Source organism: Alishewanella maricola, from assembly GCF_016343785.1.
GTDB classification, from domain to species: Bacteria; Pseudomonadota; Gammaproteobacteria; order Enterobacterales; family Alteromonadaceae; genus Alishewanella; species Alishewanella maricola.
This window is the reverse complement of record NZ_JAEINI020000002.1, coordinates 409,045-435,380: the sequence shown is the minus strand read 5'-3', so window position 1 is coordinate 435,380 and position 26,336 is coordinate 409,045. Positions and strand designations below refer to the sequence as shown.

Here is a 26,336-nt window from a genome sequence, read left to right as displayed (position 1 = left end):
TCCCTTATTTTTTACTTAGCACTTTTCTAATTTATCACTTACTTTGATAGCGCCATTTATGAACGACAGCGCCAATCTGATCTAAAGTCATTGCTTGTTTTTGCCAACCTTTATCAAAATCGACATCGTTTGACCTCGGCAGTTGTTCGTCGGAGAGACTCCGGATCATAATCCTGGACGGCAATGTTGCAGCCTGCCCAACAAAAATAGCCTCTTGCCGTCTAAGTCCAGATAGCATCTTGGTTAACCCAGACATTGAATCAGGCAAAATACTGCGAACGTGCTCTCTGTCTGCGTCATTGGTTATTCGAAGCACTATCCAAGAATTACATTGAGACAACACTGTTGCTTCAACTTCGCTAGGTCGTTGGGATACGAGCAACAAGCCAACACCATATTTCCGACCTTCTTTAGCAATCCTTCGAATTGCAGATTGCGCAGCTTCATACTGAGCTTCACCACGGTTTGGGACATAGCGGTGGGCTTCCTCACACACTAGCAACACAGGGCTATTTTGCCGTTCTGCATCTGTTTGCCAGACTTTAAGTTGAAAAACGATTCGTGCAATAGCAGCACTGGCAACACCTGCGACTTCATTAGGTATGCCAGATAAGTCCACAATCTGAACTGTCGTTTGATGTGTTAAAAATTGATTGACGATCGCAGGGAGTGGATCGTCGCCGCCTCCCCAACTTTCCATCATAAATTTGAGTCGACCATCTTTTAGTAGTGAGTCAATTTTACGAATGACTTTACTGAAATCCTCGTGCTGTTTCTTATCCTTGTTATCTGGCCGCTGTGCGTTGATTGCGCCAATTAATCCATCTTCATAGCGAGCACCGTCCTTAAACCCAAAGTAATCTAGCCCCTCGGTACTACCAAGTACATATGGAACTGGCGAATCTACGGTCAATTGGTTCTTATCAAGCCCAAGTTGTTCTGCAGCTTGCTCACGTACAGCAATCAAAGCATTTTTAACAATATTTGACTGTGATGTCGCAGCAAACTCAGTCTTGCCAATAAACAAGCTTAGTGATTCTTCTAAATCGAGTAACCAATAAGGTAGCTTCAAAGACCCCTCATCGGTAGATAATCGCTGATGTGCGGGAAATGCTTTGCCGTACTCATTATGAGGGTCAAGAATAATAATTTGAGGGTGCCAATGCTCATGATTAGCAATGTGACCACGTTCAAGAATACTGTGAATGACAGCAGCAACAGTCCCAGATTTACCGGCCCCCGTGGAGCCTAAAATCGCAGTATGTTTGCCTAAAAGTTCATTCAACTCCGCATAGCACGGTGCGCCACCAGAACCAACGTGCTCTCCAAGTTGTATGACGGCACCTTTTGCGTCACCATAAATAAATCTGAGTTCAGACTTTGGTGTCAGATAAATGGTTTGTTGTGGTAACGGATAAGTAGCAACGCCGCGCTCAAACTCAAGGGTAAAATCATTACCATCCGTTCTCCTCCATTCCCCCTCGCCAAACAAGTCGGCTTCGATAATGCGTTCATCTGAGGAGGCTACTGGCAGGCCTTTTTCAAGTTGGTAATCTGCTTTCATACGTAAGCGACTTACCAAGCCATAAATTGACCTGCGGCCAAAATGCACTTTGATTATTGAGCCAAATTGACCAATTGGATAGTTTTCACCAGCAAACACGCGTGAAAGATCAGAAATAGAAGCGTCAAGTTCGGCAATAATACGAGAACCGTCGACTTCGATAATTTTGCCGATCGACAGATTCTCAATTGGTTTGATGTACTTGTTATCCATATCAAATACCACCTTCAAGAATTTGAGTCAGGTTTTCAAACTTCCACCACTCAATACTGTTTTCTGATAGCTGTTTATTTTCAGCATGGAAAAAACCTTTGTCAGCAAAAATCAGTATTTGCTCATTAATCGAAGGATTTTCATACCAAGTCTGCAATATACCGTTAGGCTCTGCATCACTGGTAAACACAATAACTGTCAAGTTACCATTTGAAGACCTTAAACCACGCTCAATCTCAAGATTGATATGTGCGTCACCAAAGCTATAACCAGTAATTAATAAAACGCGCTGACTCCCGCCTTGAGGGTTTAACGACGACCTAGCTCGGTGCATTAAGTTAGCGTAAGGGTCAAGCTGGGTTTCGCGATATTTCGTTGACGCAGGCCAAATCATAATTTTTGCTGCTTGTTGCTGCTTGCGCTTTAAATGGGGAGCGATCCGTAAAGGTGTTGTGGATGGAGGATGCTCTGCCCAGTTGATTGAACCATGTAATTTAAATACACGAGCGTCCAAATTTCCTTGCTCAAAAGTTGTTGGATTCCACCAACCTGAGACTCCGCCTTCTAAACCATCGGCATAGCGCAACTTTGACAATGCCAATGAATCTTCAATCAGTGTGTCATAATTCATCACCAAATAATCAATACAGCCAGAGCTGCTAACTTTGCCTGGCCGCATGGGACGATGAAGAGCCTGAACAAAACGCTCATGGATTTCTGAATCTACCTCGATATTAATGACCTCAAAAATAGCTAGCTTGATTTCATCAATGGCTGTTAACAATTCTTCGTTGTTATAGTCAATGCCTGCAATAGTGACTTGGCAACTGTCAACAATCCGGTTCACACGACGTGTGGTAATGGCTAACCAGTCGACCAATTCACTTAAATAATCTTCGATATGAGACGCAGGTTTTGCCCCAGTAAAAGATGCTTGTATGGCATTTAATATTTGTTTGGATTTGTCAGATAGCTTATCACTTTGCAGTGCTTTATCAGTTAACTGATTAGTCAGGGGCAAGCCTGCACAATGGCTGGCTCCTGCTCCTAACAAAACGGCTTTCGAATGTGAAAGCAGTTCTTCAAGCTTATTTAATGCAGCTCTGAACTCTTTTTGCTCAAAAACAGTAGTATCAAATGCCATACCCCCTCCTTAGAGTCTAGTGGCCATCTAATTTTGGCCGCATTGTTATAGTCTGAAAACAGGTAACCAACAGAAACATGAGATTGATAATGCACGTTTTTATACTTTCTGACACTAAAAAATGTCCCGAAATGTTCTAAAGCTCTGGTCCGCTTATACTCAGTAACGTCCGCTTTCAGTGAAAAGCGCCGATTTAATCAAATTTCAGTGAATTTCTGCTTTTGGCACAAAGCCGAGATCCGACGAAGTGATACTTTCCGTGAAAGTTGTGGTGCGATTAATTTGCAACACGTGGTAAGGAGCGGTTGCAATGCGGTGGTAAATTAAGTGCAATTAATCAAGAAGGTGAATCAATGAGTGAACAACTGAACTGTCAAAGCCGCATGGATGCGGCGACAACTCTGTACTTGCCGCAAACAACTATCCCCGTCCTGCTAAACCAATGACGTAAACTCCTATCTCTCCCGACTTGTTGGAACAAGTCGCACTCACAAGGTGCAATTAAACACTGAACAAAAATTCATGGATGAATGGTTACCGCCGAAGGACTCGGCGCAAATAAAAAACGTACATACCATTATACACAGTATTTACGTTTGAAATGAAAGCCGCTGACCCTATATGTAAAGCCCTGTCACTCACTCACACGCGAATAGACACTGTTTTTACTATATACTCCTAATGTGGGGGTATTTTTTCATGCAAACTAAGTGACTTAAACCGAACATGATTAAGTCAATTTAACGCCCAACAATGCCTTTACCAATGGGCGCGATACTTAAACCAGCTAATTTTAAGTGCTGGATGCCAAAAGGAATACCAATAATACTAAGGAAGCAAACCAAGGCATGCATTAAGTGGCCAATAGCCAGCCAAATACCAAAGAAGATAAACCAGACAATATTGCCCAGAGTGCCAAAAGCCGAGGTGCCAAAATCCTCTACGCGGTTAATATAGCGACGATTAATCGCATCGCGGCCAAAGGGCCAGAACGCCAGTTTCCCCATGACAAAGCAGGCACGACCGAACGGAATGCCAATAATGCTGATAAAGCAAATTAAGCCAATAATCCACCAGGCTAAGCCCATCACTAGTCCGCCGAGTAAAAACCATAAAATATTAAAAATTAACCGTAATACACTCATCTTGCGCTCCACAACCTCATTAAATTTAATACGCTTGCCGTTCACGTGTCTTTGCACTTTGGCCGCTGACAAAACAAAGCGATAAATGTGCCAACTTTAAGTTATTGTTTATATTTGTTTTATTTTTAGCTTGTAATTTTCTAAGGGTATTTTTGAGTGTATTTAACCAGTTTATAGTAAAAATACCTAGGCACCTGTGGCACAACCCTAACCCAACAGTGTTGCCCAGATAGCGCTTAGCTGAGTCTGTGATAAAACTTTTACTGTACCAACTGGTCGGTTTGTGATTTTGCCGTTATACTATACCGACTAGACGGTTTTGATTTGAGGGTGCAGCAAACGTGAATAAAGCACAAATTACCGTACAACAGATTTTACAAGCGGCCTTAGCCGTTGCTGCAGAAAAAGGGCCGGGTAAGGTCACCTTGGATGCGGTGGCACAAGCCAGTGGCTTAAGTAAAGGTGGCTTGCTATATCACTTTCCGTCAAAAGAAGCTTTGCTCAGTGCCATGGTGCAATTTTTAGTGGATGATGCTGAGCACAGCCGCCAACAGTTTGTTGCAACAGAGTCTTCAAAATTAGCGGCTTTCTTAAAAGCGCGAGAGTGTTTCACTCAGCAATTAAGCAGTAATACCGCGATGGCTATCTTAGCGGCGGCAGCAGAGCAACCGGCGCTGTTAAAGCCGTTGCAGCAACATAACCGTAAGGTATTTAACGACATTTTAGCTGAGCATCATCACAGTCCCGAAGTGATGTCATTATTGCTGGTCAGTGAAGCCTTAACCTTTCATCAGTTGCTGAACATTTCACCCTTGACCCCAGAACAACACAGTCAATTGGAAAATTATATGACGATTCGTGCACAGGAGCTAAGATAATGAACCGCCCATCTTTTACTCTGATCAGTAGCGTACTTAGCCTGCTGATATTTCTCAGTGCTTGTTCCGACTCGGTAAGCCAAGAGTCAGCTACCACACTAACCACGGTGAAATTATATACCGTTAGCGGAGATGAACATGCCAACAGTCGCAGTTTTATTGGGCGAATTGATGCGGTCAGTACTGTCGATTTAGCCTTTCAAGTGGGCGGGCGTGTAACTGCTTTACCGGTTCAGCAAGGCGAAATTATTCCTGCAGGTGAGCTATTAGCGGCACTGGATAACACCGATTATCAACTGGCCGTGCAACAAGCCGAAGTGCAACTTGCTCAAGCGCAGCGAGATTTAGAGCGGGCTAAGCCACTGCGTAAACAAGGGATCTTAACCCCGTCGGCTTTTGACCAGTTACAAACTAATTTTGATATTGCGCAAGTTGCGTTGCAAAACGCCGAGCGTAATAGCCAGTACACGCAGTTAAACGCGCCTTTTGATGCGTTAGTTACACGCCGCTTAATCGAGCGTTATTCCACCGTTACGGCCGGTACACCCATTTTACGCGTGCAGAATGTCTCTGAATTACGCGTGCACATTAACGTGCCAGAGCAAATGATGCGCCAAGTGCAAGATAAAGCCGATTATGCGGTGTATGTGAAATTATCTGATGATAATGCCAGCCTTCACCCGCTTACTTACCGTGAGCATGCGACAGAAGTGGATGTGGTCACGCAAACCTATCAAGTGTCTTTTGCTATGCCGCGACTCGCCGGTGAAAATTTATTGCCAGGCATGACGGTGACGGTGGTCACCGAGAACAACGCTGCTCAGAATAATATGTTGATCCCCGTCTCGGCATTAGATACCTCAACTCCAGAGCAATTCCATGTTTGGATTTATCAAGCCGAAACTCAGCAAGTCAGCAGACAACCTATCCAAGTCAGCCGGATCCACCAGCAGCAAGTTGAAGTGCTTTCCGGTTTAAAAGCCGGCGATCAGGTGGTCTCTGCGGGTATTTATCATTTACAAGACGGCCAAGTCGTGCGTCCGTTTGAAAAATATTAGGAGTCAACCGCATGAAAATGGCGAGTTATGCGATTGATAAACAGGTCAACACTTGGATGTTGATTATGCTTTGTTTTTTGGGGGGGCTTTGGGCGCTAAATACCATCGGTCGTTTAGAAGATCCGGCCTTTACCCTGAAAGAAGCCATGGTGATCACCTATTATCCTGGGGCGACGGCAACCGAGGTGGAAGAGGAAGTCACTGAGGTACTCGAATCGGCAGTGCAGCAATTACCGCAATTAAAGCGCGTGACGTCTAAATCCTTCCCAGGCAAATCTGAGATCCGTGTAGTGATCCAAGATACTTACAATGGCTCAGCCATGCCGCAAATTTGGGATGAGTTACGGCGAAAAATCAGCGATAGCAGTCGGTCATTGCCTGCCGGGGTAATGACGCCATCGGTCAATGACGATTTCGGTGATGTGTTTGGTATTTTTTATGCGGTCACTGCTGAAGGGTATAGCGATCGCGAGATCCGTGAGTTGGCCACGTTTTTACGGCGCGAAATGCTGATGGTGCCGGGTGTGGCTAAAGTACAAACCGCGGGCGAGCCACAAGAGAAAATTTATGTAGAGATTGCCCAAGAGCGGTTGCTGGGCATGGGCCTACCTTTAGATTTAGTGATTGGTACCTTACAAGCTGAAAATACCGTCGCGGCGGCCGGCTCTTTAGCCGTTGGCGATAAGCGTATCCGCTTAGTCAGTAAGCCTGGCTTAGATTCGATCAGTGCGATTGAGAACTTACGTTTAGGTAATTTGGGCTCCACTGAGCAACTGAGTATTTACGATGTTGCTAAAGTGAGTCGAGAAGAGGCGGAAACGCCGATACACTTGATCCGTCATAACGGCAAAGCGGCTTTTACGCTTGCCATTGCCGGCTTAAGTGATGCCAATATTGTCGATGTAGGTAATGCCGTTGATTTGCACTTAGCCTCTTTAACGCCGCGTATTCCACTGGGCATCGAGTTACAGCCGATCTACCAGCAACATATTGTGGTGGATAAAGCGATTAATGATTTTATTGTGAATTTATTAATTTCTGTGGTGATTGTGGTCGCCGTGCTGTGTTTAACCATGGGCTGGCGCGTGGGTATTGTTGTCGGCGGCACCTTATTGCTTACTGTGCTGGGCACCTTGTTCTTTATGCGTATATGGCAAATCGAAATGGAGCGTATTTCGTTAGGTGCGCTGATTATCGCCATGGGGATGTTGGTTGATAATGCCATTGTGGTGGCCGAAACCATGCTGATAAATATGCAGCGAGGCATGGCATCACGCCAAGCTGCAGCGGAGGCGGCCAGTCGCACCCAAGTGCCGTTATTAGGTGCCACGGTTATTGGCATTATGGCCTTTGCCGGTATTGGCTTGTCGCCTGATAGCACGGGTGAGTTTTTGTTTTCGTTATTCGCAGTGATTGGTATTTCCTTATTATTAAGCTGGGTTTTGGCGATTACTGTTACCCCTTTGTTAGGTCATTATTTGTTTAAAGTGGCCGCAGACAGCGAGCAACGTGATCCTTATGCCGGTTTTGTTTATCAGCGTTATGCCAAAGTGCTCCGTTTAGCTTTGCAGCAGCGCGCCGCTACCATCGGTTTGCTGATGGTGCTAACTGTGATCAGCGTTATTGGTTTTGGCCAAGTTAAGCAGGTATTTTTCCCTGCCTCTAATACCCCGTTGTTTTACTTAAATTATTATTTACCGCAAGGCACCGATATTCGTGCCACCGAGCGCGATATTGCCGAAATAGAAAAGATTATTTTGGCCGAAGCGTCGGTGGAGTCGGTCAGTAGTTTTGTTGGCGCAGGTGCCAGCCGTTTTATGTTGACTTACGCACCGCAATTGCCGAATAGCGCTTATGGTCAGTTGATCATTCGCACCAAGGAGCGAGATGCGATCCCGTCCTTGATGCAGTATTTGCGGCAAACTTTACCAGCTCAGTTCCCCAGTGCTGAAATTTATACTGAGCGTCTGATGTTCGGCCCCGGTACCGGGGCAAAGTTACAGGCTCGCATTTCTGGTAGTGATGAGGCTGTCTTGCGGCAACTCGGCCAACAAGTGGCGGATATTATGCGTAATACCGACGGCGTGACCGATATCAGGCAAAACTGGCGGCAGCGTGAGTTGGTGATAGCGCCAGATTTCAATGAAGAGCGGGCCCGCATTGCCGGTGTTAATCGTACCGATTTAGCGCAAACGCTGGCTTTTGCCAGTGAGGGCTTAGTTAGCGGTGTGTATCGCGAGCAAGAAAAACAAATTCCTATTGTGGTGCGGCCACCGGCAGCAGAGCGATTTGATTTAGACAGACTGAATGACCGCATGATTTGGAGTAGCATCGATAACAGTTATATCCCGCTAACGCAGGTGATTAATGGTTTTGTTACCGAGCACGAAGAAGCGGTGATCCAAAGGCGCAATCGGGTACGCACTTTAACCGTTGAAGCAGAGCCCACCACGGCGATAACCGCCGATCAAGCCTTAAAGCGTTTGCGGGCGCCGGTTGAGCAATTAGTATTGCCTCATGGCTATACGTTGGAGTGGGGAGGCGAGTATGAAAGCTCAGCGGAAGCACAGGCTTCATTAGGTAAACAATTGCCTTTAAGTTTTCTGGTGATGTTAGCTATTAGCATTTTGTTGTTCGGCTCCCTAAAACAACCCTTAGTTATTTGGTTAATTGTACCGATGTCGATATGTGGTGTCAGTGCTGGGCTTCTGCTGACGGGCTTTCCTTTTGGTTTTACAGCGCTGTTGGGCTTTTTGAGTTTATCCGGCATGCTGATGAAAAATGCCATAGTGTTAGTTGACGAAATGGATTTGCAATTAAGCCAAGCAACGGATAAAGCTCAAGCCATTATTGATGCGAGCATCAGCCGGATCCGGCCGGTGATTTTAGCGGCATTAACCACTATTTTAGGTATGTTGCCACTGATTTGGGATGCGTTTTTTAACAGTATGGCGATAACCATTATGGCCGGTTTGGCGTTTGCCACCGTGTTAACTTTGGTGGCAGTGCCGGTATTGTATTCGCTGGTGTTTAAAATCAAATTAGCCCGCTAATTGAATCTGTTGGTTGCTAACAGTGCGGCTTTTGCTGTGCTGTTAGTGGCTACAGTTAACACAAAATGCGGTGGCGGGTAACGCTTCTAAGCGTGCTGGATTAATTTTTGCACCACAACGGGTACATTGGGCATAAACACCTTGCTCCATTCTTAGCAAGGCCTGATTAATTTCAGCCAACTCTGCCTCGGCATGGTGTTTTAGGCTAGTTAGCACATCATCGTTTTCTCGCTCTTGTGCTTGTTCTGCAAAATCATGGCTGTGTTCTTTCGAGAGGTCTTGCTGCAGTGATACCTGCTGTCGCTCCAATTCCATTTTGCGTTGAATTAGGCGACGTTTGTATTCTTGAAATGGCATGATCTGCTCCTTGTCTCTGCGCTATCTTAAATTTAGCAGCACTTCGTTAAAAAAGCTTGATCTAGCACAAATAAACAGCAATGGCTTAGGTGGTAAGACGTGTCTGCTTGGCCTGTTGTTGCCACATTTTGGCATATTCCCCCGCTAAATCTAGCAACTGTTGATGGCTGCCTTGCTCAATCAATTCGCCCTGCCGTAATACTAATATGCAATCAGCATCGGTAATGGTTGATAAACGATGAGCGATAACCACGCTGGTATGTTGTTTGGCGACTTCACGCATAGCGGCAACAATGCTTTGCTCCGCTAAGGAATCTAATGCCGAGGTGGCTTCGTCAAAAACTAAAATGGGCGAGCCTTTTAATAGCGCTCGGGCAATCGCAATGCGCTGTTTTTCACCGCCAGAGACCTTTAAGCCGCGTTCACCCACCAAAGTGTCATCACCTTGTGGCAAGCTATCAATAAACTGACGTAACTGGGCTAATTCTATAACCTGGGCAATCTCGCTGGCACTGGCCCCCGGTTTGGCATAGGCAATATTGTCTCGAATACTACTGTTAAATAACACCGTATCTTGCGGCACAATGGCAATCGCTTGGCGCAGAGAGTCGAGGGTTAGCCCCTTAATATCTTGCTGATCAATTAAAATGCGGCCGCCGCTCACATCGTAAAAGCGATACAGTAAGCGGGCAATGGTACTTTTACCCGCACCAGACGCGCCTACTATCGCCACTTTTTGGCCTGCGGCAACGGTAAAACTGAGATTATTGAGAATGGGGCGATCGGCCTGATAGGCAAAACTCACCTGCTCAAACTGAATACTGGCACCTTGGGTGACTAAGGGTTTAGCATCCGCTTTATCGACAATGCTGCTTTTGCGTTGTAATAAGCCCAGCATATTTTCTAAATCGGTTAACGCACGGCGAATTTCACGATACACAAAACCTAAAAAATTCAACGGTAAAAACAGTTGGATCATGTAAGCATTCAGCATTACTAATTCACCGATACTCATTTCACCACTCACTACCTCGGCTGCAGCTAGCCACATTAATGCGGTAATAGCCGCGGCAATTAATAATGCTTGGCCAGAGTTAAGTAAAAGCAGGCTTAAACGGTTTTTTAAACGAGCTTGTTCCCAAGTGGCTAAAAAGCCATCGTAAACCTGTGCTTCATGCTGCTCATTATTAAAATATTTCACCGTTTCATAGTTAAGTAAGCTATCAACAGCACGGCTATTGGTGGTGTTATCCGCTTGATTCGCCTCACGAATAAACTTGTTGCGCCATTCCGTAATATACACGGTAAAAAAGATATAGAGACTGACCGCCACCACGGTGATCAGCGCATACATGGGCGAGAACAGTAAGCTGAAGATCACGGCTACCGCCACGATTTCAAGTAAGGTTGGCACAATATTAAACATCAAAAAGCGCATTAAAAAGCTCAGGCCATTGCTGCCTCGCTCTATATCGCGACTGATGCCACCGGTTTGTCGGTCAAGGTGAAACGCTAGTTCTAAACTATGCAGGTGTTTAAAAACTTTTAAACCTAATTGGCGCATGGCATGTTCGGTGACACGCCCAAACAGTGCATCCCGCACTTCACCAAAAAACACCATGCCAAAGCGCAGCGCACCATACAACAATAATAACCAAACAGGAACAAGTAGTAATTGTTGGCGGTTGGCATCTACCGCATCGATAATTTCTTTTAAGGCCCAAGGCAGTAGTAAGGTGGCGCTTTTGGCGGCAATAAGTGCCAGTAAGGCTAACAATACCCGCCCTTTAAAGGCCATTAAATAAGGCCAGAGGGTTTTAATACTCTGACCTAGCGGCATGGCGTAATCACGCTTTAACGGTTCAGGTTGTTTTGCGGCGCTTCGCATGCCTCGCATAGTACTCTCAGTAATTCAACTTACGCATAAGTACAAAGGTACGCGGTATCCTGTTGTACTTGCAATTGAAACTTCACGTTAGCTTCTACTTCAAACGCCTGACCTGATGTAAATGTCAGCCAATCATCACTGCCAGGCAGTTTTACGGTAAGAGCGCCGCTGATCACGGTCATCACTTCATGTTGGCTGGTACCAAATTCATATTCACCGGGTGCCATTACGCCGACCGTTGCAGGTAGCTTTTCGCCTTGAAAACCAATTGAGGCGACTTTGCCATCAAAATAATTGTTGACTTTAAACATCGTTAACTCCTTATATATCGGGCTGTTTAGTAAAACGGAAAAAAGCCCGTTTGTATAGCTTTTTTAGCTATTTAGATGTCTTGAAGTCTTTTTCTACTCAGTAAAGCATTCTTAAAAAGTTAATCAGATTGCCACATTCGTGGCTTAGTCTGCACAATCCTAATAACAGATCAGGGAATACCACGTGAAGAAAACACTTATTGCGGCAACACTCGCGCTTATTTTAGCGCCTGTTGCTCAAGCAGAACTATTTATTTCAGAGTATGTAGAAGGTTCAAGTTTAAATAAAGCACTAGAGTTACATAACCCAGGCACTGCACCGATTAATTTAAGTGATTATCGGATCCGGATTTATTTCAATGGCGCGTTAACATCCAACGTTAATCAACAACTAAGTGGCACCTTAGCAGCCGGTGAAACCTTTGTTTATGCAAGTTCTGCCTCTGCAGCAGCCATTTTAGCGGTAGCGAATGTCACAACCGGAGCAAGTCTTTGGAATGGTGATGATGCTATCGTAATTGAAAAGAATGGTGTGGTTGTTGATAGTATAGGTACAGTGGGAGAGGATCCTGGCACTGCTTGGAACACCAATGGCGTGTCAACATTAGACAAAACGCTTCGTCGTAAGAGCGTGGTAAGAGATACCAATATCAGTGATGCTTTTGATCCCTCTGTTGAATGGATTCAATTTGATCGGGATGATTTTTCTGATCTGGGCATGTTTAATGGCACAGGCGCGCCAATTGATCCTGAAGAACCTGTCGATCCCGAGCCACTACCACCTTTAGTGTGTGGCGCAACCTTTACGCCCATTTCCGTGATTCAAGGCGTGGGTAATGCGAGCCCCTTAGTCGGCCAAACGGTAGTGGTAGAGGCGGTTGTCACACATACTTTACCCGGCTTACGTGGCTATATGATCCAAGCCAGTGATCTTGAGCAAGATGCCGATCCGTTAACTTCCGAAGGCGTTTTTGTCTTTACCGATAATGCAAATCTGAATGTTACCGCAGGTCAACGTGTGCGCTTACAAGCACAAGTTGGCGAAGCCTTTAATAATACTCAGCTGCAGAATGTGACTAACATGGTCGCTTGTGGCACGGCGCAACTGCCAAACGCCGTGACCGTGAGTTTGCCGGTCGCTTCATTAGATTATTTAGAGCGCTACGAAGGCATGTTGGTGCAGTTCGCGCAAGAGTTGACGGTAAACAGCAACTTTACCTTAGGCCGCTTTGGCGAGTTAGTGTTATCAAACGGTCGTCGTTACACACCCACTCAAGTCGTTACGCCAGGTGCCGCCGCACAAGCCTTAGCGGCTGAGCATGCCTTAAATCGCATTATATTAGATGATGCCTCAACAGTGCAAAACGCTACCACGGTCATTTATCCAGCACCGGGTTTAACGGCGATGAATACCGTGCGTGCCGGCGATACCGTCGTGGGCTTAACGGGTACCCTTTATTACAGTTTTAATGAATATCGGGTTAACCCCATTAATAGCGTGAACTTTGTCGCGACAAATCCGCGCACAGCGCAGCCTGAGCTCAGTGGCGATGGTAACGTGAAAATTGCTAGTTTTAACGTGTTGAATTATTTCAACGGTGACGGCTTAGGCGGTGGCTTCCCCACTGCACGTGGCGCCGATAATCTACTTGAGTTTGAGCGGCAACGTGCCAAGATTTTAGCCGCATTAGCAGCGTTAGATGCCACCGTGATTGGTGTAATGGAAATCGAGAACGATGGTTTCGCTGAAACCTCTGCCATTGCTGATTTAGTGCGTGGTTTACAGCAAGTCAGTGGGCAAGACGATTGGCGCTTTGTCTCGGTTAACACGCCGGTGATTGGTACCGATCAAATTACTGTGGGCATGTTATATCGTGCTGATTTGGCAACGCCAGTCGGTGCAGCTCAAATATTAGACGAAACCAACTCTGCCACAGATACCAATGGCGTAGCGTTATTTAATACCCGCAGTAATCGCCCGATGTTGGCGCAGCGCTTTAAGCTCACCAGTAACAATGCTGAGTTTGCAGTGATGGTGAATCACCTTAAATCGAAGGGTTCAGCTTGTAGCGGTGATCCCGATCTCAATGATGGTCAGGGTAACTGTAATATCACGCGTACGCGTGCGGCCGAGGCGGTTGGGCAGTTTGCAGCGCAGTACTTCAATGACACTCCGGCTTTGGTGATTGGTGATTTAAACTCTTATGCGAAAGAAGACCCGTTAACGGCCCTGGCTCGTGCCGGTTACGCTAACGTATTTGAAGTATTAGAGAAAACGCCCACCTACGGTTATGTGTTTGATGGTTTAGCGGGGCAACTCGACCATGCCTTACTGAACGAGCCGGCACGCCGTTATTTAGTGGATGCGGCAGAGTGGCATATTAATGCCGATGAACCAATCGTGCTGGATTACAACACTGAGAGTAAATCGACGCAGCAACGTAGCGATTTTTATGCGCCCGATGCTTATCGTTCGTCTGATCATGATCCGGTTATTGTGGCGCTGGATCTGATTGCGCCTTTGGATATTGATTTAAACCTGATCAAAGTGAATCAAGGCAATGCTAAATCAGGTTCGAAATTGGTGCAGTTACGTTGGAGCAGTGTGCAAACAGGCTTAACGCTCTATCGCGATGGCGAAGTGGTGGCGGTGTTGAACAAACCTGGTCAGTATAACAATCAATTTAAAACCAGTGCGCCAGCCGTTACATATACCTTATGTTATGACGCGACCGCACAGTGCTCTGCGCCATTGACCGTGCATTTCTAATATTGCTAAAGCGTTGCGAGCAACGCTTAAACAGATAAAAAAAGGGCCAGTCATCTGACTGGCCCTTTTTATTTAGAGTGTCTCGCGCTTATGCGGCTTCTGTTTTGGTTTGTTTCTTACTTTCAGCTTTTAACGCTTCAGCACCATTGGGTTGCTGGGTTAAAGTTTTGTCTGCCGCTAAGTAATCAGGTTCAAAATCATCCACGTTAATCACAAACAAGCGGCTATCTTCAGCTTTACGTAACTTATCCGCTTCTTGTTTATTAATCACGCCTAGCTCTAAGCCAATATCAGCTACGTCATGTAACTTGAAGAAAGGCAGGCGTTTACCTGAGGCTTTGCTGACTTTATCAAACAGCGGCTCTGCAGCTAACACATCCAATAAGGCTTGTTCTACGCGACCTAATTGATTACCTGGCTCAACCGTTAAATACAAGTGCTTACCTAAGCGGTTACGCGCTTCACAAGGGGTCATCATGATACGTGATACTTGATGATCCAGCATATCTGATGGTTTACGTAGCGTGCGACCAAATGGGAAGACAATGCGTTTTAGCACGATACCAATGACGCGGTTAGGGAAGTTATCGAATAACTCCGTTAACGCCAATTGCGCTTTAGCCATGTTATCTTCACAAGCCCATTTTACCAAAGGTAAGTCTTGAACTTGGCGACCTTCATCTTGATAACGCTTCAGTACTGATGAGGTGATATACAGCATACTTAAAATGTCACCCAAACGCGCTGAGATACGCTCACGACGTTTTAAATCACCACCTAAGGTTCCCATTGCAACATCAGACATTAACGCAAGGGCGGCACTAAAGCGGTTCATTTGCTTGTAATAACGGGCAGTGTCATCGTTGTAAGGTGAATGACTAAAAGCACCACCGGTTAACGATAACCAGAAGGTTCGGAAGAAATTACTAATGGCAAAACCAATATGACCGAATAACGCTTTATCAAAGGCAGTCACGGCTGCGCCTTCATCCGTCAATTGGGCAGCTTGTAACTCGGCTAACACATAAGGATGACAGCGGATGGCACCTTGACCATAGATGATCATGTTACGGGTCAGGATATTAGCACCTTCAACCGTGATCGCTACTGGCGCACCTTGATAACCGCGCGCTAAATAGTTATTTGGCCCCATGCAAATGCCTTTACCGCCGTGCACGTCCATTGCATCATTAATCGCCGTACGCATACGCTCAGTCATATGGTATTTGGTGATGGCAGAAACCACTGACGGTTTTTCACCTAAATCAATCGCACCTACCGACATAGAGGTTGAAGCATCGGCCATGTAAGCATAACCACCAATGCGTGCCATGGCTTCTTCAACGCCTTCCATTTTACCGACAGGTAATTTGAATTGACGACGAATACGCGCATAGGCGCCTGTAGACAGTGCAGCAGCTTTAATTCCACCGGTGCTGTTAGACGGTAATGTGATGGCGCGACCGACAGATAAACATTCAACCAGCATACGCCAACCTTGGCCGGCCATTTCTGGACCACCAATGATATATGAAATAGGTACAAAAACTTCTTCACCTTGCGTGGGACCATTTTGGAACGGCACGTTCAAGGGGAAGTGGCGACGACCGATTTTCACACCTGGGGTGTCGGCAGGGATCAACGCACAGGTAATACCGCGATCTTCTTCTTCACTTAGTAGATGATCTGGATCGTACAGTTTAAAGGCTAAACCTAACACCGTAGCGATAGGCGCTAAAGTAATATAACGTTTGTTCCAGGTTAATTTTAAACCCAGAACTTCTTCACCTTGCCACTGACCTTTACAAACGATACCCACATCAGGGATAGCACCAGCATCTGAACCCGCTTCTGGGCTAGTTAAAGCAAAACACGGCACATCGATGCCTTTGGCTAAGCGCGGTAAATAATAATTTTTTTGCTCATCAGTACCATAGTGTTGCAACAGTTCGCCTGGGCCTAACGAGTTAGGAACACCAACGATGCTTGATAACACCATGCTTTTGCTGGTTAATTTTTGCAATACGCAAGACTGTGCATAAGCAGAAAACTCTAAACCGCCGTATTCTTTTTTGATAATCATCGCAAAGAAACCGTGATCTTTTAAGTATTGATAGACTTCTGGCGCGAGATCAGCACGTTCATGAGTTGTGTGCCAGTCATCCGTCATAGCCAGTAATTCTTCAACTGGGCCGTCTAAAAAGGCTTGTTCTTCTGCACTTAACCGAGGTTGTGGGAAGTTGTGCATTTTATGCCAGTCAGGGTTACCGCGAAATAAATCGCCTTCCCACCAGGTGGTACCGGCATCGATGGCTTCTTTTTCTGTCGTTGACATTTCCGGCATAATTTTGCGATATAACGCCAGTAATGGTTTTGTCAGATGTTGCTGACGTACCGAAGCGATATTTAACGGTAAGGCAACGATTAGAAAGACTAACCAAGACCAAAAGCCGACGATGTCGCTAAAAGTACCAATTAATAATACACCCGCTAAAGCTGCGGTAAATAATGTGAGGCTGGCGCGATGATAGGCAAGAATGCCTGTCGCCACCAGCAAAGCTACACAAACCAGAAAAATACTCATTGTTAACTCCTGCGATAAGAGGTCTGACCACTAAAGCCTAAGCTTAGAACGCTTTGATTTAAGTTGCAAGTACTTCTGTGCAATGCTTATCTATACAAAGTGTCAACTAATGTTGCAGACTCTGTACAATAGCCTTTAGCATAGCTCAGCATTGGCCTTTGTGTGTCAACACAAACGCTGTTTGTACTTTTATATGCCAACGACATCATTGTGGATTAATGGGAATACACCAGTGTGTGAATTATTGGGAATGTCAGCCAATGTGCCGACCGACATTTGTTTTAGTTTTAAAGGCTTAAAAGAGCGCGGTGGGCGCACAGGCCCACATAAAGATGGCTGGGGTGTAGCCTTTTACGAGCAAAAAGGCGTTTGTACTTTTAAAGATGCGCTGCCCAGTTATCAATCCGAAATTGCCCGTTTAATTTCTGATTACCCAATTAAAAGCACCGCTGTGGTAGCGCATGTGCGGCAAGCCAATCGGGGGCAAGTGGCATTAGCCAATACTCATCCGTTTACTCGTGAACTATGGGGGCGTTATTGGACTTATGCCCACAATGGGCAGTTATCCCAATATCAACATTTAGCGGTGGATCGGTTTTTACCCGTGGGAACGACCGATAGCGAGCGTGCCTTTTGTTATTTACTCAGTGCTTTAGCGGCACGTTATCCAGAGAAAAGCCCAGGCCCAAAAGCCGCATTTCGCTATATTCGTCGCTTATTACCACAGTTACAGCAGCTAGGGGTATTTAATATGCTGCTCACTGATGGTGAGTATTTATTGGCGTTTTGCAGCACTAAACTGCATTGGATCACGCGCCGGGCCCCTTTTGGTGTGGCACGTTTATCAGATGTGGATGTGGATATTGATTTTAGCCAAGAAACCACGCCGAACGATGTCGTGACCATTATTGCCACTGCACCGCTAACTAATAATGAGCAGTGGCAAAAAATGCAAAGTGGTGAGGCGCAGTTATTCCGTCGTGGCGAGCCCATCGACTGTTGAGGTGGGGGTGAGCCACTGTACTTTTTGCAGTTGCACATCAAATTGTTCAACGTTATCTTCGCCACGCCAAAGTCTGACGAGCATGTAATCAAGCTCAGGTGCAACCCAAGCTAAAACTTGCTTGTCTGAATTTTCTTCAACCCGAGCAATGCGTAACGCGCGAACGGTACCAAAAGGTAAGGCCAACGCTTCTTCGGTGACTACCTGATAGTGATACACTTTATTATTACCATCGCGGTTTAACACTTGGTAAGTGAAATCGGTTTTACCGGCGCGTAAATCCAGCACCAATTGTTGATGGTAACTTAGCGGATCTAACCAATCTTCTTGCCAATCGATGGCCTTGAGCGTGGGTTTTTTACCGGTGAAAAGTTGTTGTTTCTGCCAGTCTAAACGTAATTCATAGTGTCGATTAGATCCGGTACCCGTGCGGATCATTTTATAATGTGACGGTTTTAAACGGCCCTGCTCAAGCGTAAAAGTGGACGTTTCGCTACGCTTATCACTAAATACTAACCAAGTGATATCACTGCTATAGCCCATTTCATAATGGCTGTCTTTTTTATGCAAATAGCGTTTAGCGGTGCCATGGCTTTTGCCGCCACGGTACACTAAATAATCAGCATTAAAGGGAGTGAAAATAGGTGCTGCAGCAGTGTCTTTCGACGACTCAGCAACGCTAGGGGCTGGCAACGATGTCGCCAATACAGCAGAACTACAGAATAATAGTGTGCTTAAAAAAAGTGACGTATTAACACGCCACTTCAGAATCATCCTCATCTTCGGCATAACCTTGTACTGAAAGTAAGTTACCGTCTAACCATGCCTCATTGCCGCGCTGTTGTAAACGATTTTGACAAAACCAACGCACAACCAGTGGATAAATCAGATGTTCTTGCTCATGTACCCGTTCAGCCACTGTCGAAGCATCATCACCCGGAAAGATAGGCACTTTCGCTTGCAAGATCACCGGGCCGCCATCAAGTTGCTCTGTCACAAAATGGACACTGCAACCATGTTCAGTATCGCCGGCATCAATTGCACGCTGATGCGTATTCAAACCTTGATACTTCGGCAACAAAGATGGATGAATGTTCAATAATTTTCCAGAAAAGTGCTGCACAAAGGCGGGCGTGAGGATCCGCATAAAGCCGGCAAGCACCACTAATGATGGCGCAAAACCCTCAATAGCTTGCTGTAAAGCCTTATCGTAACTGGCGCGATCGCTATAGTCTTTGTGGCTGACGACACGGGTAGCAATACCCGCTGCCGTTGCTCGTTGCAAACCATAAGCGGACGCTTTGTTGGCAATAACCCCGGTAATTTTACCGGGGATCGTGCCTTTCGCACAGCCATCGATAATGGCTTGCAAATTACTGCCATTACCAGAGATCAGTACTACAATAGCGTTCATGCGGCCTCGTTATTCGTTAATAATAACCAGCTGCTCATCTGCCGCAGCCGCTTGAATCTCGCCAAGGTGCCAAGCTGTTTCACCCGCTTGTTGGAGTGTCGCTAACGCGGTAGGTAATTCGGCTGCAGGCACAACCACTAACATACCCACACCACAGTTAAAGGTGCGATACATTTCATGGCGGCTAATATTGCCTTGTTGCTGTAACCAGTTAAAAATGGCGGGCCATTGCCAGCTTTTACCGTCAATAACAGCTTTGGTATTAGCCGGTAAGACGCGAGGAATATTTTCCCAGAAACCGCCACCGGTAATGTGACATAGGGCATGCACAGGGCTGGTTTTAAACAAGCTTAGCAGGTTTTTCACATAAATTCTGGTAGGTTCTAGTAGGTGATCGGCTAACGACTTACCTTCTAATAAGGTGTCTGCTGACTGACCTGACACTTCTAATACTTTGCGAATTAATGAAAAGCCATTAGAGTGAGGACCAGACGAGGCCAATGCAATAAGTTGATCGCCCGGTTGTACTTTGCTGCCATCGATAATGTCGGCTTTTTCAACTACGCCTACACAGAAACCTGCGATATCGTAATCATCACCATGGTACATGCCGGGCATTTCAGCCGTTTCACCACCGACCAAAGAACAACCTGATTGCACACAGCCTTCAGCGATGCCAGTAACAACGCGGGCGGCGGTGTCAACATCCAACTTGCCTGTGGCGTAGTAATCTAAAAAGAATAATGGCTCTGCGCCTTGCACCACTAAATCGTTGACGCACATGGCAACTAAGTCGATACCTACGCCATCATGACGTTTTAAGTCCATGGCTAAGCGTAGTTTTGTGCCCACGCCATCGGTACCTGAGACTAAAACCGGCTCTTTATAACCGGCAGGGATTTGGCACAGCGCACCGAAACCGCCTAAACCACCCATGACTTCTGGGCGGGTGGTGCGTTTTACGGCACCTTTGATGCGGTCAACTAACGCATTACCAGCGTCAATGTCTACTCCGGCGTCTTTGTAACTTAAAGATGTGTTGTGCTCGCTCACGGCTTTCCTCGAATGGCTAAGTGGGTTGGCTAAAGTGCTGACCATTTTACCCGTTTAACCGCGCAGACAAAAGCCTTACTGCATAGCATTCTGTTTCGCTTGGCGAACATAGTCTTGTAAACTGATGGTATCGTCATTGGCGATCTTATGGTAACAGACTGAAGCAAAAGGGAATTCTTTGTCGCCAAAGGTCACTGCGATATAAGGTGCTGATTGATCTTGTTGATTATTGTTCCACTCACCCCCGACCAGTTTAATGAATACTTCACCGACATAAGCGCCAATAATATTACAAAGTGTAAATAACATTTCGCCAGAATGTTGCCGATGCTGCTGATCTTTGTGTAACGCCGACAACAAGGTGTCGACGACAGCTAAACTTTCAGCAGAGCCATCTAGCGTTAATTGATGTTGCTCGGCGGCATAAGCGATCGCATCTTGTGCAGCGGCATGCATTAGCTGGTTTATTTCGTCAGATTGCATAGGGGTTCCTTATTATTTTTGATGGACGGCCAGTAACAGCTGACGTAGCTGACGACTGCCGGGGCCAAGAGATTCTTCTTGTGGTGCCAATAAACTCATCGGGGCAAAACGTTCTGTACTTTGTTGCAGCGGTAGCCGAAACAAGGTTTTATCAGCTAACAGCGGTGCCACCACAAAATCGGGTAACCAACAAAAGCCTAAGCCGAGTAATAATATATCGACTGCTTCATCAAAATTATTTACTGTCCAACGTTGCTCAGCTTTTAACCAGCCAATATGTTCTTGCGGTTTAACTGCGGTGTCACGAATAACAATTTGCAGTTGTTGGCTCAGTTCATTTTGGTCTAGGCTTGGTAGCTGCGCTAACGGGTGCGTCGCGCCCACCACGGGAATAAAACGGGTGATCGACAACGGCTCACTTAAATAGCCTTTTGGCACCATGCCAGTGATAACTAAATCGGCTTTTTTTTGAGTAATGATTTCGCTAGTTCCCGTCAGCACCGTATCAATAATTTGTACTCGGCTGCCACGACTCATTGGATAAAATTGCTGTAATGCTTGGTATAAATAGTGTTTGGGGTAGGCTAACTCAGTGGCGATACGAATTTCTGGCTCCCAGCCTTTATCTAAGTTATCGGCCAGCAGTTCAAGATCTTCAATTTGTTGCGTTAAAATACGCGAACGACGAAGCATAACTTCGCCGGCGGCAGTCAGTTGCGCTTTACGCCCAATCACTTCGAGCAATTCTACACCCAGCTGGGTTTGTAACTTTGCGACGGCATGATTAAGCGATGATTGACTTTTGTTGAGCAACTCGGCCGCTTGGGCATAGCCACCAGCATCAACCACCGCTTGTAAAATGCGCCATTGCTCTAACGTTGACTTTGGGCGATAGGGCATACGAGCCGTTTCCTTACTTTGCTTAAACCCTGGCTACCACCACCGCACGTAATGGTGCCGGGTAACCTTCAATGGTCTTACTATGGTCATTTGGGTCAAGAAAATCAATCAGACTTTCATTTTCCATCCAAGGGGTGGCACGTTGTTCATCTAAACTGGTGTGATTTAAATCGACCAGTTTAATATCTTGAAAACCCAGCCGTTCTAACCAGTGGCACAAAGCAGCAGTGCTAGGGATAAACCAAACATTACGCATTTTGGCATAGCGTTCACCGGGCACCAACACGGTTTGTGCATCACCTTCAATAACCAGTGTCTCTAGCACCAATTCACCACCGGGGCGCAGCTGTTGTTTTAGTTGCTGTAAAAAGTCTAACGGCGAGCGGCGATGATATAACACCCCCATTGAGAACACCGTATCAAATTGCTTTAACGCCGGCATATCATCAATACCAATCGGCAGTAAATTAACCTGCGGATCGGGATTAAAATGTTTAATGGCTTGAAATTGCGTATAAAACAGCTGCGAGGGATCAATACCCACAACAAAGCGCGCCCCAGCGCCGCGCATCCGCCATAAATGATAGCCACTGCCACAGCCGACATCTAATACCAAGCGCTCGGTTAAATCACTGATGTGCGGTAGCACCCGTTGCCATTTCCAATCTGAACGCCACTCGGTATCAATATCAATACCGTGGATCTGAAACGGGCCTTTGCGCCAAGGTTTTAATTGCTGCAGTAAAAAGCGAATGCGTTCTGTTTCACCCGCGCTAATATCACTCGCTTGGCCAAAGGCAACGGCGTCAGCCAGCGCTATTTGCGAGACGCGGGTTGCAGGAAGATTCGCAAGTATTTTTTGCCATTGTTTAAATTCACCATGCAGCGCGGTTTTCGACCACAACGCTAATTGTGCCGGTAAGGTTTCTAGCCAAGGGTGCAGGCGGCTGGTGGCAAGCTGCGCATAAAAAGCGGAAAAGTCCAACATGCGAATCAATCCTTTAAAGCAAACATCGAGCAAAAATTAAAACATTGAAACCAAACACTGTGCGAATGAAAGCCGGCTTGCTGCAGGCGCGCACTGTGGGTGGCGAGCGTGTCGGGGCGCATAACTTTTTCCAGCGCGGTGCGTTTTTGGCTAATTTCTAATTCGCTGTAACCATTGGCGCGTTTAAAATCATGGTACAAATCAATCAGCAATTCATCATTAACAGGGGTATCGGCTTTAAATTTTTCTGAGATGATCAAAAGGCCACCCGGTTTTAACCCCTGATAAATTTTGTTGAGCAGAGCTTGGCGATCTTCTGGCGCCAAAAATTGCATGGTAAAGTTCACCACCACCACCGCAGCATTTTCAATAGTAAGCTGTCGAATATCACCTAATATGGCGTCCACCGGCACATCCGAGCGAAAGGCTTGCAAATGACGCTGACAACGCTCAATCATGGCACTGCTATTATCCACTGCGATCACTTTACAATTGTCGGCGGTAATATGGCGGCGCATGGACAAACTGGCCGCCCCTAACGAGCAGCCTAAATCATAATAATGGCTATTTGCCTGCTGATAGCGCGCAGTCAATTTACCGATGGTTTGAATAATCGTTTGGTAGCCAGGAATAGAGCGCTGGATCATGTCAGGAAAAACGTCGGCTACCGCATCATCAAAACGGAAATCCTGAATATGTGCCAAAGGTTCGGCATAAACGTGGTCTTTTTGCATTAACACACTCAGTGGTTGTCACGAAAATGGCGGCTAGTTTACCTGAAATTTGCCGAGCGCTGAAAACTTATCGTGTTAAGCTAGCGACTAAGCAGAGTTTTCGGCTCTGGGCAGTGACTTTAAAGCGCTTTTCGCTATAATTGCCGTCATTCAAATCAGTTGCTTTCAGTTGTTCAGCATGGAGAAAGGATAAATTAATGCGTAGTCATTATTGCGGTAAGTTATCGGTAAACGAAGTCGATCAGCAGGTCACACTTAGTGGCTGGGTAAACCGTCGTCGGGATCTGGGTGGGTTAATTTTTATCGATATGCGAGATCGCGAAGGCTTGGTGCAAGTCGTTTGTGATCCCGATCTGAAAGCGTTATTCGACGTCGCTTACACCTTGCGCAATGAATATTGTATTCAAGTCACCGGGCAAGTTCGAGCACGTCCCGCTTCACAAATTAACAAAGAGATGGCGACGGGTGCGGTTGAAGTGTATGCCAGTGCGCTCACCATTTTAAATAAGTCAGCGCCATTGCCTCTAGACTTTAATCATGAGAACAGCGAAGAACAACGCTTAAAATACCGCTATCTTGATTTACGCCGGCCATTAATGAGCGAACGTTTAAAGTTTCGCGCTAAAGTCACCAGCTTTGTACGTAACTTTATGGACGGCAATGGCTTTTTAGATGTTGAAACCCCCATTTTAACCAAAGCCACCCCAGAAGGTGCGCGAGATTATTTAGTGCCAAGCCGCACGCACAAAGGCGAGTTTTTCGCTTTGCCCCAGTCTCCCCAGTTGTTTAAACAACTGCTGATGATGTCGGGTTTAGATCGCTATTATCAGATCGTAAAATGTTTTCGTGATGAAGATTTACGCGCCGATCGTCAGCCTGAATTTACCCAGATCGATATTGAAACCTCTTTTATGAGTGCGCCAGAAGTGATGGCGGTAACGGAGCAAATGGTTCAGCAGATGTTTGAACAATTGCTCGGTGTGGATTTAGGCACCTTCCCGCAAATGCCATACTGGGAAGCGATGCGTTTATACGGCTCAGATAAACCTGATCTGCGTAACCCCATGCAGTTTGTCGACGTTGCTGATTTACTGAAAGACGTTGAGTTTAAAGTTTTTTCAGGCCCAGCAAACGATGAAAAAGGCCGCGTAGTGGCATTAAAAGTGCCAGGCGCAGCAGAAAAAGTATCGCGCAAAGATATTGATAACTATACCCAATTTGTCAGCATCTATGGTGCAAAAGGCCTCGCTTGGATGAAAGTAAATGACGTTGCCGCGGGAACCGAAGGTGTGCAATCGCCGGTGGCGAAGTTTTTAAGCCCGAGCATCATTACTGACATTTTAGCGCGTACAGCAGCCGCTAACGGTGATTTAATTTTCTTTGGTGCTGACAGCTATAAAGTGGTCTGTGAAGCCATGGGCGCACTGCGCCTAAAACTGGGTGAAGATTTACAGATCACTCAACCCGGTTGGAAGCCATTATGGGTGGTGGATTTCCCGATGTTTGAAGAAAACGACGATGGTAGCTATTCTGCTGTGCATCACCCGTTTACCTCACCATTAGATACGCAAAGCTTTTTAGCTACGCCTAACCAAGAATTAAAGCTGGGCGAATTATTATCCAATGCCTATGACATGGTGCTAAACGGTACCGAATTAGGCGGTGGCTCAGTCCGTATTCATACCGCAGAAGTTCAAGCAAAAGTGTTCACATTACTGGGTATTAGCGATGAAGAGGCAGCAGAAAAATTTGGCTTCTTACTCGAAGCGTTAAAGTATGGCGCACCGCCACATGCCGGTTTAGCTTTTGGTTTAGATCGCTTAGTCATGTTAATGACCGGTGCAACCTCTATTCGTGATGTTATGGCGTTCCCTAAAACCGCCACTGCTGCGTGTCCATTAACGGATGCACCTGGTGCGGCCAACCCGCAACAACTGGCTGAGTTGGGTATCCAAGTCACGCCAAAAGCGTAGTTACTGCATTACACAGCGAGGCCATAGAGCCTCGTTGTGCCTTTATATCCTGTTTATGATTAGCTAAGAGGAGTAAGACATGGCTGGACATAGCAAATGGGCTAACATGAAGCATCGTAAAGCCCGTCAGGATGCCAAAAAAAATAAGATCTGGACCAAGATGATCCGCGAACTTACGGTAGCGGCAAAGATCAGTGCCGATGTACAGGCTAATCCACGCTTACGTTTGGCTGTTGATCGCGCGTTGGCTGAAAATATGACGCGCGATACCATCGACCGCGCCATTAAACGGGGGGCCGGTATGCATGATGCCGATAACTACGAAGAACTCGTTTATGAAGGTTATGGCCCCGGTGGTGTGGCGGTGATTGTCGAAACACTCACCGATAACAATAAACGTACCGTTGCTGATGTGCGCCATGCCTTTTCCAAAAATATGGGTAACTTAGGTACCTCAGGTTCGGTCTCTTATTTATTTCATCGCATAGGCGTGTTGTGCTTTGCCGCCGGCGCTGATGAAGAGCAAATCTTAGATGTGGCACTGGATGCCGGTGCCGATGATGTACAAACCCAAGAAGATGGCAGCATCGAGGTGCTCACCAGCCCTGAGTATTTCAGTGCAGTACAGAATGCGCTTAACGGTGCAGGCTTTGTGGCTGACTCTGCTGAGCTAACCTTAGTGCCTGATACGCATGCCGAATTGGATGCTGAGACGGCAGAGAAATTTATCAAATTAATGGATGCGTTAGAAGATTCTGACGATGTTCAAAACGTTTATCATAATGCGCAGATCAGTGACGACATTATGGCTAGCTTGGAGTAG

21 protein-coding genes are annotated in these 26,336 nt (G+C 46.1%); 7 read left to right on the top strand and 14 right to left on the bottom strand.

The window, feature by feature from the left end; translation table 11 throughout:
* Positions 1 to 34: 34 nt before the first annotated feature.
* The 3 genes from JAO78_RS05580 to JAO78_RS05570 form a co-directional block, all read right to left on the bottom strand.
* The gene (locus JAO78_RS05580) at positions 35 to 1,777 is read right to left on the bottom strand and encodes an ATP-binding protein (protein ID WP_226750362.1); all 1,743 of its coding nucleotides are present in this window, start codon (positions 1,775 to 1,777) and stop codon (positions 35 to 37) included.
* Position 1,778: 1 nt separating this feature from the next.
* The gene (locus JAO78_RS05575; protein WP_226750361.1) at positions 1,779 to 2,921 is read right to left on the bottom strand and encodes an SIR2 family protein; all 1,143 of its coding nucleotides are present in this window, start codon (positions 2,919 to 2,921) and stop codon (positions 1,779 to 1,781) included.
* A 740-nt stretch (positions 2,922 to 3,661) separates the two neighbouring features.
* Positions 3,662 to 4,066 carry a YccF domain-containing protein gene (locus JAO78_RS05570; protein WP_226750360.1) on the bottom strand — a complete coding sequence of 135 codons (405 nt, stop codon included), beginning with the start codon at positions 4,064 to 4,066 and terminating at the stop codon, positions 3,662 to 3,664.
* A gap of 341 nt (positions 4,067 to 4,407) precedes the next feature.
* On the opposite strand from JAO78_RS05570, the gene JAO78_RS05565 reads away from it, so the two are divergent.
* Genes JAO78_RS05565 through JAO78_RS05555 form a run of 3 tightly spaced genes read left to right on the top strand, consistent with a single transcriptional unit; the run spans position 4,408 to position 9,055 of the window.
* Entirely contained in the window at positions 4,408 to 4,944 is a 537-nt protein-coding gene (locus tag JAO78_RS05565; RefSeq protein ID WP_226750359.1) for a TetR/AcrR family transcriptional regulator, read from the top strand.
* Positions 4,944 to 6,002, top strand: coding sequence for an efflux RND transporter periplasmic adaptor subunit (locus JAO78_RS05560; RefSeq protein WP_226750358.1), 1,059 nt, complete (start codon positions 4,944 to 4,946; stop codon positions 6,000 to 6,002). Before JAO78_RS05565 ends, JAO78_RS05560 begins: the two co-directional genes overlap by 1 nt.
* Positions 6,003 to 6,013: 11 nt before the next feature.
* The gene (locus JAO78_RS05555) at positions 6,014 to 9,055 is read left to right on the top strand and encodes an efflux RND transporter permease subunit (RefSeq protein WP_226750357.1); all 3,042 of its coding nucleotides are present in this window, start codon (positions 6,014 to 6,016) and stop codon (positions 9,053 to 9,055) included.
* Positions 9,056 to 9,097: 42 nt separating this feature from the next.
* On the opposite strand, the gene JAO78_RS05550 is transcribed toward JAO78_RS05555, so the two are convergent.
* From JAO78_RS05550 to ppnP, 3 genes are all read right to left on the bottom strand, one after another.
* Positions 9,098 to 9,412, bottom strand: coding sequence for a TraR/DksA family transcriptional regulator (locus JAO78_RS05550; protein ID WP_226750356.1), 315 nt, complete (start codon positions 9,410 to 9,412; stop codon positions 9,098 to 9,100).
* Between the two features lie 85 nt (positions 9,413 to 9,497).
* Positions 9,498 to 11,309: an ABCB family ABC transporter ATP-binding protein/permease gene (locus JAO78_RS05545; protein WP_226750355.1), complete on the bottom strand. Its 1,812-nt coding sequence runs from the start codon at positions 11,307 to 11,309 to the stop codon at positions 9,498 to 9,500.
* 20 nt (positions 11,310 to 11,329) lie between these two features.
* On the bottom strand, positions 11,330 to 11,611 hold the full coding sequence (ppnP, locus tag JAO78_RS05540) for a pyrimidine/purine nucleoside phosphorylase (protein WP_226750354.1): 282 nt from the start codon (positions 11,609 to 11,611) through the stop codon (positions 11,330 to 11,332).
* 184 nt (positions 11,612 to 11,795) lie between these two features.
* On the opposite strand from ppnP, the gene JAO78_RS05535 reads away from it, so the two are divergent.
* A complete protein-coding gene (locus JAO78_RS05535) occupies positions 11,796 to 14,381 on the top strand; it encodes an ExeM/NucH family extracellular endonuclease (protein ID WP_226750353.1) in 2,586 nt (861 codons plus the stop codon).
* An 88-nt stretch (positions 14,382 to 14,469) separates the two neighbouring features.
* On the opposite strand, the gene fadE is transcribed toward JAO78_RS05535, so the two are convergent.
* Complete coding sequence (gene fadE / locus JAO78_RS05530) at positions 14,470 to 16,965, bottom strand: acyl-CoA dehydrogenase FadE (protein WP_226750352.1); 2,496 nt, start codon at positions 16,963 to 16,965, stop codon at positions 14,470 to 14,472.
* Between the two features lie 232 nt (positions 16,966 to 17,197).
* On the opposite strand from fadE, the gene JAO78_RS05525 reads away from it, so the two are divergent.
* The gene (locus tag JAO78_RS05525; RefSeq protein ID WP_226750385.1) at positions 17,198 to 17,968 is read left to right on the top strand and encodes a class II glutamine amidotransferase; all 771 of its coding nucleotides are present in this window, start codon (positions 17,198 to 17,200) and stop codon (positions 17,966 to 17,968) included.
* Here the strand turns inward: JAO78_RS05525 and JAO78_RS05520 are convergent.
* The 7 genes from JAO78_RS05520 to cmoA form a co-directional block, all read right to left on the bottom strand.
* On the bottom strand, positions 17,936 to 18,661 hold the full coding sequence (locus JAO78_RS05520; protein WP_226750351.1) for a DUF3108 domain-containing protein: 726 nt from the start codon (positions 18,659 to 18,661) through the stop codon (positions 17,936 to 17,938). The genes JAO78_RS05525 and JAO78_RS05520 overlap by 33 nt on opposite strands.
* A 58-nt stretch (positions 18,662 to 18,719) precedes the next feature.
* A complete protein-coding gene (gene purN / locus JAO78_RS05515) occupies positions 18,720 to 19,382 on the bottom strand; it encodes a phosphoribosylglycinamide formyltransferase (RefSeq protein ID WP_226750350.1) in 663 nt (220 codons plus the stop codon).
* Between the two features lie 9 nt (positions 19,383 to 19,391).
* Positions 19,392 to 20,435, bottom strand: a complete 1,044-nt coding sequence (gene purM, locus JAO78_RS05510) for a phosphoribosylformylglycinamidine cyclo-ligase (protein ID WP_226750349.1) — start codon at positions 20,433 to 20,435, stop codon at positions 19,392 to 19,394.
* Positions 20,436 to 20,510: 75 nt separating this feature from the next.
* The gene (locus JAO78_RS05505; RefSeq protein WP_226750348.1) at positions 20,511 to 20,918 is read right to left on the bottom strand and encodes a hypothetical protein; all 408 of its coding nucleotides are present in this window, start codon (positions 20,916 to 20,918) and stop codon (positions 20,511 to 20,513) included.
* Positions 20,919 to 20,930: 12 nt separating this feature from the next.
* The gene (locus tag JAO78_RS05500) at positions 20,931 to 21,818 is read right to left on the bottom strand and encodes a LysR family transcriptional regulator (RefSeq protein WP_226750347.1); all 888 of its coding nucleotides are present in this window, start codon (positions 21,816 to 21,818) and stop codon (positions 20,931 to 20,933) included.
* A 22-nt stretch (positions 21,819 to 21,840) separates the two neighbouring features.
* Positions 21,841 to 22,806, bottom strand: a complete 966-nt coding sequence (cmoB, locus tag JAO78_RS05495; RefSeq protein ID WP_255654443.1) for a tRNA 5-methoxyuridine(34)/uridine 5-oxyacetic acid(34) synthase CmoB — start codon at positions 22,804 to 22,806, stop codon at positions 21,841 to 21,843.
* Between the two features lie 5 nt (positions 22,807 to 22,811).
* Positions 22,812 to 23,540 (bottom strand): carboxy-S-adenosyl-L-methionine synthase CmoA, encoded by a 729-nt coding sequence (cmoA, locus tag JAO78_RS05490; protein ID WP_226750346.1) that lies wholly within the window; start codon positions 23,538 to 23,540, stop codon positions 22,812 to 22,814.
* A gap of 197 nt (positions 23,541 to 23,737) precedes the next feature.
* Here cmoA and aspS point away from each other — a divergent pair, with 197 nt between their 5' ends.
* Both aspS and JAO78_RS05480 read left to right on the top strand, forming a co-directional pair.
* On the top strand, positions 23,738 to 25,513 hold the full coding sequence (gene aspS, locus JAO78_RS05485; protein WP_226750345.1) for an aspartate--tRNA ligase: 1,776 nt from the start codon (positions 23,738 to 23,740) through the stop codon (positions 25,511 to 25,513).
* Between the two features lie 79 nt (positions 25,514 to 25,592).
* Positions 25,593 to 26,336, top strand: coding sequence for a YebC/PmpR family DNA-binding transcriptional regulator (locus tag JAO78_RS05480; RefSeq protein ID WP_226750344.1), 744 nt, complete (start codon positions 25,593 to 25,595; stop codon positions 26,334 to 26,336).

Bases quoted from the DNA above. Each gene is read 5' to 3' on its own strand.
- JAO78_RS05570 (WP_226750360.1), bottom strand. From the start codon at position 4,066: ATGAGTGTATTACGGTTAATTTTTAATATTTTATGGTTTTTACTCGGC.
- JAO78_RS05550 (WP_226750356.1), bottom strand. From the start codon at position 9,412: ATGCCATTTCAAGAATACAAACGTCGCCTAATTCAACGCAAAATGGAA.
- JAO78_RS05560 (WP_226750358.1), top strand. From the start codon at position 4,944: ATGAACCGCCCATCTTTTACTCTGATCAGTAGCGTACTTAGCCTGCTG.
- cmoB (WP_255654443.1), bottom strand. From the start codon at position 22,806: ATGTTGGACTTTTCCGCTTTTTATGCGCAGCTTGCCACCAGCCGCCTG.
- JAO78_RS05555 (WP_226750357.1), top strand. From the start codon at position 6,014: ATGAAAATGGCGAGTTATGCGATTGATAAACAGGTCAACACTTGGATG.
- aspS (WP_226750345.1), top strand. From the start codon at position 23,738: ATGCGTAGTCATTATTGCGGTAAGTTATCGGTAAACGAAGTCGATCAG.
- JAO78_RS05575 (WP_226750361.1), bottom strand. From the start codon at position 2,921: ATGGCATTTGATACTACTGTTTTTGAGCAAAAAGAGTTCAGAGCTGCA.
- JAO78_RS05480 (WP_226750344.1), top strand. From the start codon at position 25,593: ATGGCTGGACATAGCAAATGGGCTAACATGAAGCATCGTAAAGCCCGT.
- JAO78_RS05500 (WP_226750347.1), bottom strand. From the start codon at position 21,818: ATGCCCTATCGCCCAAAGTCAACGTTAGAGCAATGGCGCATTTTACAA.
- fadE (WP_226750352.1), bottom strand. From the start codon at position 16,965: ATGAGTATTTTTCTGGTTTGTGTAGCTTTGCTGGTGGCGACAGGCATT.
- cmoA (WP_226750346.1), bottom strand. From the start codon at position 23,540: ATGCAAAAAGACCACGTTTATGCCGAACCTTTGGCACATATTCAGGAT.
- JAO78_RS05580 (WP_226750362.1), bottom strand. From the start codon at position 1,777: ATGGATAACAAGTACATCAAACCAATTGAGAATCTGTCGATCGGCAAA.
- purN (WP_226750350.1), bottom strand. From the start codon at position 19,382: ATGAACGCTATTGTAGTACTGATCTCTGGTAATGGCAGTAATTTGCAA.
- ppnP (WP_226750354.1), bottom strand. From the start codon at position 11,611: ATGTTTAAAGTCAACAATTATTTTGATGGCAAAGTCGCCTCAATTGGT.
- JAO78_RS05545 (WP_226750355.1), bottom strand. From the start codon at position 11,309: ATGCGAGGCATGCGAAGCGCCGCAAAACAACCTGAACCGTTAAAGCGT.
- JAO78_RS05505 (WP_226750348.1), bottom strand. From the start codon at position 20,918: ATGCAATCTGACGAAATAAACCAGCTAATGCATGCCGCTGCACAAGAT.